A 12,524-nucleotide genomic window follows, 5' to 3' on the forward strand; every position below is an offset into this window, starting at 1 on the left:
AAGGCCCGTTCGATGCGATTCAGATCTGGAGAGTATTTGGGCAGAAGAGCTTGGCTCCTGCGGAGCGCAGAACGACGTAGTCAAAAAGTTGGCGCGTGAGCTAGCCGGAGTTCGAAACCCCTGACGGCACATTTCCGACTGCCAACTCCACGCATCACTCGCACATGGGCGCAGGCGCGGATATGACGCGTGTTACCCTCGGGAAGAGCCGCGGGCGGGAAAGCCGCCCGCACGGATCTGTGAGGGCAAAGCCGAATGGCCGAGCTACTCGACCGCGATCGTTGGGGCTCCCGAATCGATTCAACCTAAGTTCATCCCGCTTTAGATGACTACCAATAGGGCGAGGGCTAAGCACTACACGTTTTTACCCAAGGACCAGCTCGCGTGCCATGTTCAGGCGAAGGGAGGTTCGATATTAACACCACCAATGCGGTACACAGAAAAGAGGAAATTATGTCAAAGGCGGTACATCCGGAGCTCCTATCCATCATCTTCTCTGACGCGCTGCGCGAAGATTGGGTTAAGCGTGGCAAGACCTTACTCGAGAGCAAGGGCTCAACCGCGACCATCATGCTCGACAGTCCGGCCTGGCAAGAGGAGTTGCGCGCCAAGCTGCCGAAAACTGATCTGTTACTGGTCGGGCCATGGATGACACCGAATATGTTCATGAGTGAAGAATTGCTCGATCTTGCGCCCAAGCTGCGCGCTATAGCAGGCACCTTCGATAACCGCTTCACCAGCTTCGTTTCGATTGAGGCGCTGCAGCGCCGCAATATCCGTTTGATCGACAGCTCGCGTTCTATGACACCTAGCGTGGCCGAATTCGCACTTACCCAAACCTTAAATCTCCTACGCGATGTTCCCGCCGCGATAGCCTTGATGCGTGCTGGTGGCTGGAGGCGTCCTTGGGATAGCTTCGGCTATATCTATGGCGACCTCGCGGGAAAGAAGGTAGGATTAGCCGGCTACGGCAGCATCAACCGCCGGTATCACGAGCTGCTCAGTGGGTTCGGGTGCCCGACTGCGGTGTATGATCCAATGCTCGACAAAGCCGCCGCGCAAAAAATCGGACTCGCATATACGTCGTCGCTCGTTGAGCTGGCCGCTGCCTCTGAGATCTTCGTCGTAGGTATTCCGCCGCTCAAATCTTCGCTGCGTCAAGTGAACAAAGCAGTTTTCGACGCTTTGCCGGTGGGTGGCATCTTCGTGCTGGTGAGCCGCATGGCGGTAGTTGACGAGCCTGCACTGTGGGAGGCAGTCAACACACGAAAATTGCGCGCAGCAATTGATGTCTTCTCGACCGAGCCACTCCCGCCCGACGCACCCTATCGGTTCCATCCGAACGTGTTGACAACGCCGCACATTGCAGGAGGAGCAGTCTATTGCCACGAGCGCTGCTTTACCGATGCATGCAGCGATGCGCTCGCAGTCATCGAGGGCGGTAAGCTACGCTTTGAGGCTACACCAATTGACGCAACACTGTACATCGGGATCGATCAATCCGGAAGGGTAGAACAGCAGGAGCCAAACTGATGCCGATGGCGGGTGTGCCCATCACCTAACCCAGATGGACTTTGTCGTTCTCGACTAGCCGGGCCATCTCCTACTCTCGCAGGGTGGTCACTTCCTGCTCCATCTCATCACTCGCCCTTGTTAAGCGGATACCTAATGTCCCGAGTCACAAGTTTGCAATCATAGACACGCAATAGATTCGTGTCGCTGAAGGACGGACGCAAACGTAGATGGGGTCTCTTATAGCGGTCGAGCAACTTGCGCCCTGACGTTGAGCGATGAAGAGCGTGCCGAATCGACGTCGCTGACCACGCGGCGGAAGACCGCCAGGCACTGGCTCTAAGAGCCCGCATCGTGCTTACCTGCGCGGAAGGTGGTCAGAACACGGGCACGGTCGGCAAGTGGCGGCGGCGTTTTGTGGAATGGCGGCCCGACGAGCCCGGTACGGGGCGCCCCGCACGACTGACTATGCTCGCATCGAAGCTGTGATCATGAAGACGTTGGTTGCCCCGAGAACGCGACGCATTGGAGTTCCCGCGAGAAGGCCAGCAGCCTGCCAGTGTCGACGCTGCAGCGCATCTGATGGGTCTTGACTTCAGCCGCACCGGATGGAGACGTTCAAGCTCTCGACCGATCCGAACTTCGTGGCCAAAGTCAGCCACGTGATGCCGGCCATCTTGATCCAGCCCTCAGTAATGTATGAGAATCCCAATATGGCGTGGCCAGACGTTGGGTTTGCACGATTAGATGCAAAGCGCCGAGTTGCGGGGCGAGATCGATCGCCTTTTCACCTCATTGATCTTCTGTGGGAGGCGCGTGCCCTCGATCGCCGAGGGCCCCGTGCCAGCCATGGCGCCGCTCCATGCCAAAATCACTGCGGTACGATCAGGCGGTGCGTGGACATATGAAAAGCTCCCGGGCTGGTCCAGCTAGATCTTGATGAAGACGGTGTCGCCCTTGACCTTGACCTCGTAGGCGCGCAAGTCGATACATGCGGGCAGGGCGCGTGCCTCGCCGGTTCGGTAGTCGAAGGCTCCGAAGTGCTTAGGGCATTCGATGATATAGCCGTCGACAATTCCGTCCGCTAGATGGACCTTCTCGTGGGAGCAGTGGCCGTCAATCGCGAAATAGTCGCCCTCGGGGGAGCGAGCAATAACAAATGTGCGCCCTCCGTGGTCGAACCTGAGCGCCGCTTCTGGCTCCAATGCATCGGCGGCGCAGGCCACCACCCAATTTCCCTCGGAAGTCAATTTGGCTTTCCTCTGATCTCGATTGTCGATAGAGGCCAGAGTTAACACTGAGACCGCTGGCTACGAAGGCTTGAGTTCGCCTAGGCAGAATGCGGTTGGCCCTGTGGAAGGCCTCGTGCTGGATGGGCGGCCCATACACAATTCGGCATGCACTACCCGCGAGCGTACTTCTTAGCCTTAATTCGCTTGCACACAGCTTCGTCGGCTCCCGGCGAACCATCATGCGAAGTACCGAACCACTCGTCCAGCGGGATCCACTCCGAGCCGTAGTTCACCTCAAAGTATTTGTGGTGGAGGTAATGATAGTAGTGACCGTTTTTGAAGCATTTATCGTCACTCGTAATGATCCGATCGAACCCGGAGTGACCGCCCGCCGGCGCCAGCGCCGAACGCACAAGGTAAAATACTGCATGCACCGGGCTCGGGGGTAGAAGGAAAAAGATAAGTACACCGGAGAAGTAGATGATGTGCTGAAACGGATGCATCGATAGGCCGGACCATGGAGCCGGATTGACGTTGCGGTGGTGAACCTCGTGAATAATGCGGTATAGCGGGCCCATATGGATCAGGCGATGGGTCACATAGAAATGCAGATCATACCACATCGGCACCAGCAACGTCAGCACTATGAAATAGACCGGCTGTTGCAGGAAATCGATGTAGGGCATGTAGCCGTTGGCAAACATCCACCAAGTGAGCACTTCGTACGCCGTCCAAACAGGCACGCCGCTGCACATTGTCCGGAACACGTTCTCGGCGTTCTGGCTTCCAAACATGAGTGCTGAATTGTTCGTATCAGGCCACTTAGCATTGTACTTGAAGCTTGTCTGCTGGCGCTTCTGAATGTACAGCAAGGTGTGGAGGCTGCCATAGAACAGCAGTGTAAGCGCAGCATTCCGCAAAAGAATGAGCGAAATCCACCCGAGGCTAAAGTCTCGCATCGTTTCAAGCGAGGGTGTCAGATACCAAGAGACGAGAGCGGTCGCAAAGTAGATCGCGCCCGTGGCCACAAATAACCCGGCAGCCAGCGCAGGATTGCTTTCGGCCGCACCGGCCAGACGAAGATCGGAGCGCGCGTTGCCCTCGTATTGGGCGCCCAGTTTCCCCGTTTGTCACGTGTGCCGCATAGAGTGTCGTCCACATTACTCTCCATTTCTATGAGCGAACGTCATCGGTAGCGCTAATACTAACTCCGAAGGACGTTGTTCGCCCTAGCGCGCCGCCACCAGACTCAGACTTGTGGTGGGTCCATCCGCCAGCATAAGACAGCGTTGAAGGTAGCACTCCCTAAATGTGGTTTATTGCAGGGATCTGCTCTTGACGCTTTAATCCTGCGTCTGACGCTGTTTTTTTTGACGGATTTCAATGGCTACCCCAACGCCCGGGACGTGCCGCTCGATGTTTGCTCAGAACTGCCGTCCATAGCACTTCGGCATGGTTGGTCGTGGCGGTCAAATCCTGGCATCCGGATAGGCGCTCGACCAGGCGAGCAAATCCGGCTGGACGCCCAACCTGAGTGCGATTACATATTGGTCCCATACTACAAGGCCGGATCACGAGCCGAGAACTTGTTCAATCCCTCCAACGGCGTCAGGAAGTCGGAACAGCCCCAGTGCCGTTTCCCGTGCAAGCTCGGGCAGGTCTACAAGCACGCTCTCTTTCGTGTGCCGCGCAGCGACTAGTCCGCTTACGCCAACAGCGACAGCTTCTTGTGCCATAGCGAAACCGTCAACCAAGGCGAGCGCGCTGAACCCGTGGGCGACCGCCCTACGCAATAATTCGATCTCGGTCTTCACCCCAAACCCGAAGTCCTCGAGGCTTGCACGCATTTCGCCGTCAATCCCAGTGACGCTCGGGAAGTTAACGATGCCTGGGCAGCCGACAATCTCGAGAGCCTTCAGGATGTCTGAGTGGCGGCGGAAAGGATCAAGCGCGAACACCCCCGCAAAGAAGCGTGGCCGGGGGGTAATTCCATTCCTTACTTCCGCAAGCAGACGCCCATTCGCGTCGTGAATCGGAAGCAGAACGAGACTATCGAAGGAACTGCAGCCGAGCCGTTCACAAGAAGGGCAGTAAACAGTGACGAGGTCAGCGAACTCGTCAGGGCCGGCGACCAGATTAGTCACGACGTTGACCGGTTGAAGAGTTGAAAAGAGCTGCATTGCGTTCTGCGAGGTCATTTACTCAATGAGGTCATTTACTCAATTCTACCCAAGTCGGCAGCCTGCGCCAATTGCTTTGTCGGACATGGCATGTAGCTTTTGCGGACATACTGCCGAGTGCAGTGCGTGGGGGAGAGCCAATGAAAACAGTCTATGTGGTCGGCACCTGCGACACCAAAGGCAGCGAACTGCGGTATCTCCGCGACTGTATTCGAGATGCAGGTTGCCGCGTCGTTCTCGTCGATGCTTCAGTGTCTGACCTCCAAACTAAGATCGATGATGTCGACGTCCATCCGGCTGAGGTGGCGCGCTTCCATCCGAATCTGCCGAAGTACGAAGAACTCAGGGACCGCGGCAAGGCTGTTGCTGCCATGTCCGAGGCGCTCGTGGGGTTCATCCGATCGCGACATGAGGTGGACGGCATTATCGGTGCTGGCGGCTCTGGTGGGACTGCCCTAATATCCCCAGCTATGCGCGCTCTTCCGATTGGCACCCCGAAGGTACTCGTTTCGACGGTCGCCTCTGGGAATGTCGCCCCTTATGTAGGACCCACCGACATCAGCATGATGTATTCGGTAACCGACGTATCCGGCCTAAACCGAATTTCTCGGGTGGTCCTCGCCAATGCGGGCCACTCCATTGCCGGCATGGTGCTCAACAAGGTCGGCCTTGCGTGTGACGACAGGCCGGCAATCGGCCTTACGATGTTTGGTGTCACAACTCCATGTGTTCAGGCTGTGACCCGAGCGCTGGACAAATCCTTTGACTGTCTAGTGTTTCACGCCACGGGAACTGGAGGGCAATCGTTCGAGAAGCTCGCCGACTCTGGGCTCCTGGCTGGCGGAATTGACGTGACCACTACCGAGATATGCGACTACCTGGTGGGTGGAGTCTTCCCCTGCACTTCTGACCGCTTCGGTGCGTTCGCTAGAACTGCTTTGCCCTATGTTGGCTCCTGTGGCGCTCTCGATATGGTCAACTTCGGAGCAAGGGAGACCGTTCCTGGCAAGTTTCGTGATCGCCAGCTGCACGTCCACAATCCGCAGGTCACACTGATGAGGACAACACCAGACGAGTGCAACAGCATCGGCGAATGGATCGGGGAGCGACTCAATCTCTGTGCTGGGCCAGTGCGCTTCCTGATTCCAGAACTGGGTGTCTCGGCGATCGATGCACCAGGTCAGCCCTTCTATGATCCTGAAGCCGATGCTGCGCTATTTTCGGCGCTTGAGCGCACAGTGCGTAGGACCGACAAAAGACGCATTACGCGGGTCTCTCTCCACATAAACGATCCGCTATTTGCGGAGCTGCTTGTTGCAAACTTCCAGGAGGTCGTTCGTGACTGCTGATACTTACTTCGAACGTCCCACTCGTTCTGAGCTGATTGATCGTTTTCAAAATAAGATCAGGGCCGGAGAGCCGATCATAGGCGGCGGAGCCGGCACCGGCCTATCCGCCAAGAGCGAAGAAGCTGGTGGTATCGATCTCATCGTTATATACAATTCGGGCCGCTATCGCATGGCCGGCCGTGGTTCGCTCGCCGGCCTTCTCGCGTACGGAAACGCCAATCAGACCGTCGTCGACATGGCGCGCGAAGTCCTGCCGATTGTAAGGCGCACTCCAGTTCTTGCCGGCGTCAACGGCACGGATCCGTTCATTGTCGTTCCGAGCTTCTTGCGCGAACTGAAGGAGATCGGGTTCTCCGGCGTGCAGAACTTCCCTACCGTCGGTCTGATCGATGGAATATTCCGCCAAAACCTCGAAGAGACCGGAATGAGCTATGCGGAGGAAGTCCATATGATTGCCGAGGCGAATAAACTCGACTTGTTGACCACTCCCTACGTTTTCAGTCCAGAAGATGCGGCAGCAATGACGAAAGCGGGGGCGGATATTCTCGTGTGCCACATGGGACTAACTACGGGTGGCGCGATCGGTGCTCGTTCGGGCAAGTCGTTGGATCATTGCGTCGTTCTGATTGGACAGTGCATAGAGGCAGCGCGAGCGATTCGCGACGACATCATCATTCTTTGCCATGGCGGTCCGATTGCCAATCCGGAAGATGCTCGCTTCATTCTCAGTGCCTGCCCGGGCTCCCACGGGTTCTACGGAGCAAGCAGCATGGAGCGATTGCCTACTGAGGAGGCAATCAAGTTGCAGACGGCCGCCTTCAAGGCAATCCGCCGCCAAACAGCCTGATTTCAGATCGAGAGGCACGCTATATCAAGTACACAACAACCACAGCCACCGAGTTCCTGCGAAGTCACGGATTCGCGGAGGTCGATTTGTCCGAGTTCACCGAGCAGCTCCGACCGAATCTTGCCGATTTGCGAGCGGAGTAGGGGCGCATAGTTAACGCCAGTTCTGCGAGCTCGAAGAGGCCGATGGTCCGCTTAGGGCGGACGTGGGCGACCGAACCGCGCAAGCCCTCATCTTTTCCGGGAAGCGGGGCGCTGAGTTGGGCGGTTGCGGCATGTCAGTCCGAGCACCCCAGCTCGGTGCAAGGGAGACCCGGTTAGCTATCCCAAGTGGACCAACTTCGATTTCTCGCGAGTGCGATGAGTACTGGGTGATCATAGAAGGGGCAGACATCGTTGTCGGATGGCGGAGTTTCGAGGTCGAGATGGGTGACTGCGTTGCCATCCCGCTGCGGCGCCACGGCGATTTTCCTCAACTTCGGGCCGAGGTTAAGAGGGTCTATTTCGAGACCAGTCTCGAAGCCCAAAAAGCAATTTGAGCACCTTTGGGAGCACAAGCACGGACCTGCCGACGTTCGCGCCTAGTGGGTTTGAGTCTGACTCGACAGATCTGAAGGAAACGAAACATTCATGACCTACAAAGTCCTTCATATTGGAGCCGGCGGCTTTGGAGAGCGCTGGTGTGACACATTCCTGCCGGCGAACATAGCTGACGGGACTATCGATATAGTTGGCGTGGTGGATATCGATCACAAAGCGCTGGAGAAGGGCCGGCGTCACCTCGGCTTAAAACCGGAGCGGTGCTTCACCTCAGCACAAGAGGCTTTCCAGAGCGTAGAGGCCGACTTCTGCACGATCGTGATTCCGCCCCCGCTGCACGAGTCCATCGTCGACTTGGCTCTCGATCGGGGAATAGATATCCTGTCGGAGAAACCGATCGCCAATACCATTGAGGCTTCCGTTCGTATTGCGGATAAAGTGAAAGCTGCCAGCCGTAAAATGGGAGTAACCATGAGTCACCGGTTCGATCAAGACAAGTCGACGCTGAGGGAGCTCGTAAGTGGGGACGCCCTCGGACGTATCAATACGGTATCGTGTCGACACGCGAGTGACTACCGGATGCACGATTCCTGGAGGCGTTTCCGTCACGAAATGGCCTACCCTACGCTGATCGAGGGCGCGGTGCATCACCTCGATATCCTGGCCGATCTGGCGGGAGCGCCCTGCACGTCAATTTTCGCCCGTAGTTGGAAGCCGGAATGGGCGGAGTACAAGGGCGACACTGATGTCATAGCATTGATAGAATTCGCCAACGGCGTGCATGGAGTGTATGAAGGCTCTGCAGCACAATCCACGGGGCTGAACGACTGGTCCTTCGAGTATTTTCGGGTGGAAGCGGCATCCGGGACGGCTATCCTCGACCATCGCGAGGTAGAGGTATTCCACCGGGATCCGAACCGGATTTATCAACAGAGCCGACAAGGGAAGGGACAGCAGGTGTCCCTGCTCTCCGGAAAAAAGTGGCAGAATTCACTCTTGATCGAGCAATTTTGCCGCTGGCTCGACGGCGGCCCGCCGATGGCTACAAACGTAGAGGACAACCTGCGGTCTGCGGCGATCGTGTTCTCCGCCATCGAAAGTGCACGGAGCGGCCATCCTGTCAAAGTACAGGAATTCCTCCAATCGTTTCGAGTGGGCGCTCGCGCCTAATATCACCGTGGGTTGGGGGCCCGGCCGAAGGCCCAAATGCCGCTGCCACCCCGAATTAAATCAAAGGAGACTGAGCGAATGGCGCTGCACAAGGGGCTGATGCGGGGAGGTTTCGAGCTACCGACATGCGAGAAGCACTTCCATGATTATGAAGAAATTGGCTAATTCTCTCAGGAGAGGCAAGGGTTACTGGGTTGATCACGATGGTATGCGGCAAGACTTCAATTTGGAATCTGGCGACGTGTGGATGATTCCTCCGGGCTTCGAAAATGGTTCGGAAGGGTTTCCAGAAACTGACAACAGCAGCGAGGACTTTCGCATCCAGGTTTTCAACGGCACTCTGGCACCTGGTCGCCATTCCTTAAGGCACCACGAGAATACGCCTGCCTCATACAAAGGGGCGAAGTCGGACGCCCGTTGCACCACTCCGACCAGAGCAGCCAGTGACACCAGCGAGCAGTTCTGGCGTTGGATGGTCGAGCACGCCGTAGTTTGATGGACACCAGGCTAAGCTAGTCCTAGCTTGCGCTCGAACTCAACCCGGCTGAGACAACGGACGGCCGAGTGCCGGGACCCATTGTAAAATCGTTCGATGGCGTCGAACACATTGGCTCGCGCCTCGTCTCTGGTCCTGTGGGTTTCGCCGTCGGTCCGTTTGGTTTTGAGCGAGGAGAAGGAGCTCTCCATGGCATTGCACGCTCAGTCACGGCTACCGAACTCACGCCTAGAGGCTTGAAGATAGGAATGCAGTATTGCTGCGGTATAGCGCAGTCACTGCGCGAAATCTGCTTCGCTGCGAAAAATTTGGCGAAATCATGCGCATGCTTTTGGTACAACATTCTTGTGAAAACGCAGGGAGGGCATCAGTGGGCAAATATTTCACGAAAATATCCCGTCGCGCGGTCCTTGCCGGCTCCGCCGCGCTCCTTGCCGCGCCTATGGTGCTCGGGGGCCGCGGTGGTGCAGCCAAATCCAATTCAGTAACAATATGTGGTTTTGGTGGATCTTTCGATGCCAGCATTAAACAAGAGGTGTACGATCCATTCGCTAACGAAACAGGAGTTGCGGTCAATATTACCCCGTACCCCGGACTCGACAAGATTCGGGCGATGCAGCTCACGGGTAATGTCGACATAGATATTTATCTGGGCGGTGGCCTAGACACTGCTACGGGATCCAAGAAGGGCTTCTGGGAGAAACTGGATCCTGCATTGTTCGATGTCCAGGATATGGTAATTCCGCCGAAAGACGACTATGTTTCATACGACATGTACGTCCAAGGCGTGGCGTGGAATCCGGCGAAATACGGTCCAGGCAAACATCCTTCGACTTTCGCGGAATTCTTCGACGTGAAAAAGTTTCCTGGGCGCCGGCTGCTTCGCAAAAATCCCGGCGCTGCGCTGGAGGCGGCGCTTCTGGCTGATGGGGTTGCGCCAAAGGACGTTTATCCTTTGGATTTGAATCGTGCATTCAGGGTGCTTGATCGGATCAAATCGAATATAGTTTGGGCGCAGACCAATCCCCAGTTAATCTCTTTCTTGCAGACCGGAGAGGCCGATTTCGGCAGCTGCTACGCTGGTAGGGTCAAATTGACCGCGGACCCGGGCGGCGGCGTGCCTCTAGCTTTTTCCTTCGAGCAGAACTTAATTAATGACGATTGCCTCGCAATCATCAAAGGCGCGCCCAACAAGGAAAACGCAAGCAAATTGATCGCCTATATCCTGCGCCCTGAGGTGCAGGCGAGGTTTGAGAATTTGGTAGTATGCAAGCCGGTATCCAAGAAGGCTGCAACGATGTTGTCACCAGAGGTGAACAAATGGCTGCCGAACCCGAATAGCCCCAACAATCTCATCATCGATGGAGCCTACTGGGCGGATAACTACGATGCGGTAAACCCCATCTTCCAAGAGTGGCTACTCACCTGATTGCGTCTGTCGCCGCCGGTAAAGGGTCAACTCGGCTCATCCCGGAAATGCCAACCTTTTCCGGTCGGACCGCCCATGAACCGAACAAGCATTCTGCGCGCGCACGCCATATTCATGTCGCCGGCCACAATGGTGGCCGTAGCTATCGTGCTCCCGCCGCTTTTATACGTCCTGTTCACGAGCGTCCATGGGCCAGTTTTGTCGCTGGCCGCCTTCGATGCCGTTCTAACCAGCAGGTTGTTCAGGCAAACGCTGGGCACGACAATTTTGGTTGCCGGCTTCTCGTCATTGCTAAGCTTGCTATTGGGCTTCATCGTTGCGTTGCATCTTGCGCGCCAGCCTGCGCAGCGAAGAGCGTTCCTCATGATCCTGGTGCTACTACCATTCTGGACCAGCGTACTGGTCAAATGCTTCGCATTCACCGTTATCCTGGGGCGCGATGGGATCGTGAACACTTTCCTGAGCTGGATCTTTCGCACGAAAGTCCAGTTGCCGCTTATGTTCAACATGGTCAGCCTCCTGATCGGCATGACCAATTATCTCATTCCGCTCGTCGTCCTGTCGGTTCTCGCAAGCCTGCTCGCGATCGACGGCGCGCTCTACCGCGCGGCTTCGATCATGGGCGCCAAGCCTGCCCGTATTTTCTGGACGATCACATTGCCGATGAGCCTGCCGGGCGTATTCGCCGGCCTCTTGAGCATTTTCGTTATGTCGCTCGGTGCCTTCATCGTCCCCAGCCTGCTGGGCGGACCGCAGGACCAGATGCTGTCGAATCTAGTCAATTTCTACAATCGCGATGTATTAGACTGGCCGAAAGCCTCGGCAATCAGCGTGGTTCTGTTCGGCATGACCATTATTTTTGCTGCGCCCCTGGCGCTTTGGCGCCGACGTAAGGTCTAGGAGAGGATGATGTCCGCCATCATTCATGATTCGCACTCGCGCCGCTATCGGGCCTTGGGTACCGGCTTGGCGATAGCCATATATCTGTTTTTGTTGGTGCCGCTGCTGGTGGCGATTCCCATGGCATTCGGTCCGACGAATGCGCTGACCTTTCCGCCGACGAGCTATTCGTTCGACTTGTTCAGGATCTTCTTCAATTCTGCTAGTTGGCAGGGGCCACTTTCCGAAAGCTTTAAGATTGCGCTGGCGTCCATGTCGATGGCGATTCTCGCCGGCGTTCCTGCAGGTTATTGGATCGCGCGCCATGAATTCATGGGGAAGGGACTCATTAGCGGGGTCATCATGAGCCCGCTGATCGTTCCTCACATCGTTATTGGCTTGGGCCTTTTTTTGTATTTCTCCTATTTTCGCATCAGCGGAACGGCCCTGTCGATTGTGCTCGGCCATGTGATGGGGACCTTGCCTCTTGTGATCCTCATGATCTTGGCAGGGGTGAACAAATTGGACCGCAATCTCGAATTCGGCGCCGAACTAATGGGGGCCGGACCGATACGCATGTTCCTAACTGTCGTGATACCACAACTCGTTCCCTCGCTCGTGGCCGCTGCCTTTCTCGCTTTTCTGGGTTCCTTCGATGAGGTGGTCATTTCCTGGTTTTTAGCTGGTCCCAATACCATCACCCTGCCGGTCAAAATGTACAATGACCTCCAGTGGGAGCTGTCGCCAGTGATCGCAGCCATATCCGCCTTGCTCACAGGAATTTCCCTGCTGGTCAGCATCGTCGCCATCGTATTGAGGAAGGGGGCACCGGTCCATATTTGATCGAAAATGGCCCGATGGATCGGAACGGACACTACAGTATGATTTGCA

The 12,524-nt window shown here is 56.3% G+C and carries 11 protein-coding genes and 1 pseudogene; 8 read left to right on the forward strand and 4 right to left on the reverse strand.

Annotation, left to right across the window (positions count from 1 at the left end):
* The first annotated feature begins 453 nt into the window (after positions 1-453).
* Complete coding sequence (locus ACNJYD_RS09175; RefSeq protein ID WP_439366074.1) at positions 454-1,533, forward strand: NAD(P)-dependent oxidoreductase; 1,080 nt, start codon at positions 454-456, stop codon at positions 1,531-1,533.
* Between the two features lie 908 nt (positions 1,534-2,441).
* Here the strand turns inward: ACNJYD_RS09175 and ACNJYD_RS09180 are convergent.
* The 3 genes from ACNJYD_RS09180 to ACNJYD_RS09190 all read right to left on the reverse strand — a co-directional run bounded on the left by ACNJYD_RS09180 (position 2,442) and on the right by ACNJYD_RS09190 (position 4,924).
* Positions 2,442-2,762, reverse strand: a complete 321-nt coding sequence (locus tag ACNJYD_RS09180; RefSeq protein ID WP_439366075.1) for a MocE family 2Fe-2S type ferredoxin — start codon at positions 2,760-2,762, stop codon at positions 2,442-2,444.
* A 152-nt stretch (positions 2,763-2,914) separates the two neighbouring features.
* A complete protein-coding gene (locus ACNJYD_RS09185; protein WP_439366076.1) occupies positions 2,915-3,772 on the reverse strand; it encodes a sterol desaturase family protein in 858 nt (285 codons plus the stop codon).
* A gap of 543 nt (positions 3,773-4,315) precedes the next feature.
* The gene (locus tag ACNJYD_RS09190; protein WP_439366077.1) at positions 4,316-4,924 is read right to left on the reverse strand and encodes a phosphoenolpyruvate hydrolase family protein; all 609 of its coding nucleotides are present in this window, start codon (positions 4,922-4,924) and stop codon (positions 4,316-4,318) included.
* Positions 4,925-5,064: 140 nt separating this feature from the next.
* Between ACNJYD_RS09190 and ACNJYD_RS09195 the strand changes: the two genes are divergently transcribed.
* The 4 genes from ACNJYD_RS09195 to ACNJYD_RS09210 all read left to right on the forward strand — a co-directional run bounded on the left by ACNJYD_RS09195 (position 5,065) and on the right by ACNJYD_RS09210 (position 9,325).
* Positions 5,065-6,273 carry a Tm-1-like ATP-binding domain-containing protein gene (locus ACNJYD_RS09195; protein WP_439366078.1) on the forward strand — a complete coding sequence of 403 codons (1,209 nt, stop codon included), beginning with the start codon at positions 5,065-5,067 and terminating at the stop codon, positions 6,271-6,273.
* Between the two features lie 31 nt (positions 6,274-6,304).
* Positions 6,305-7,120: a phosphoenolpyruvate hydrolase family protein gene (locus tag ACNJYD_RS09200; RefSeq protein WP_439367437.1), complete on the forward strand. Its 816-nt coding sequence runs from the start codon at positions 6,305-6,307 to the stop codon at positions 7,118-7,120.
* Between the two features lie 629 nt (positions 7,121-7,749).
* The gene (locus ACNJYD_RS09205; RefSeq protein ID WP_439366080.1) at positions 7,750-8,829 is read left to right on the forward strand and encodes a Gfo/Idh/MocA family protein; all 1,080 of its coding nucleotides are present in this window, start codon (positions 7,750-7,752) and stop codon (positions 8,827-8,829) included.
* A 142-nt stretch (positions 8,830-8,971) separates the two neighbouring features.
* Positions 8,972-9,325, forward strand: a complete 354-nt coding sequence (locus tag ACNJYD_RS09210) for a hypothetical protein (protein ID WP_439366081.1) — start codon at positions 8,972-8,974, stop codon at positions 9,323-9,325.
* Positions 9,326-9,336: 11 nt separating this feature from the next.
* On the opposite strand, the pseudogene ACNJYD_RS09215 reads toward ACNJYD_RS09210, so the two are convergent.
* Positions 9,337-9,519, reverse strand: a pseudogene (locus ACNJYD_RS09215) (IS3 family transposase); the annotation flags it as partial.
* Between the two features lie 176 nt (positions 9,520-9,695).
* On the opposite strand from ACNJYD_RS09215, the gene ACNJYD_RS09220 reads away from it, so the two are divergent.
* From ACNJYD_RS09220 to ACNJYD_RS09230, 3 genes are all read left to right on the forward strand, one after another.
* On the forward strand, positions 9,696-10,754 hold the full coding sequence (locus tag ACNJYD_RS09220) for an extracellular solute-binding protein (RefSeq protein ID WP_439366082.1): 1,059 nt from the start codon (positions 9,696-9,698) through the stop codon (positions 10,752-10,754).
* A gap of 75 nt (positions 10,755-10,829) precedes the next feature.
* Positions 10,830-11,654, forward strand: a complete 825-nt coding sequence (locus ACNJYD_RS09225; protein WP_439366083.1) for an ABC transporter permease — start codon at positions 10,830-10,832, stop codon at positions 11,652-11,654.
* Between the two features lie 9 nt (positions 11,655-11,663).
* Positions 11,664-12,476 carry an ABC transporter permease gene (locus tag ACNJYD_RS09230; protein WP_439366084.1) on the forward strand — a complete coding sequence of 271 codons (813 nt, stop codon included), beginning with the start codon at positions 11,664-11,666 and terminating at the stop codon, positions 12,474-12,476.
* Positions 12,477-12,524 lie beyond the last annotated feature (48 nt).

The organism is Bradyrhizobium sp. SPXBL-02 (genome assembly GCF_051853065.1).
GTDB lineage: Bacteria > Pseudomonadota > Alphaproteobacteria > Rhizobiales > Xanthobacteraceae > Bradyrhizobium.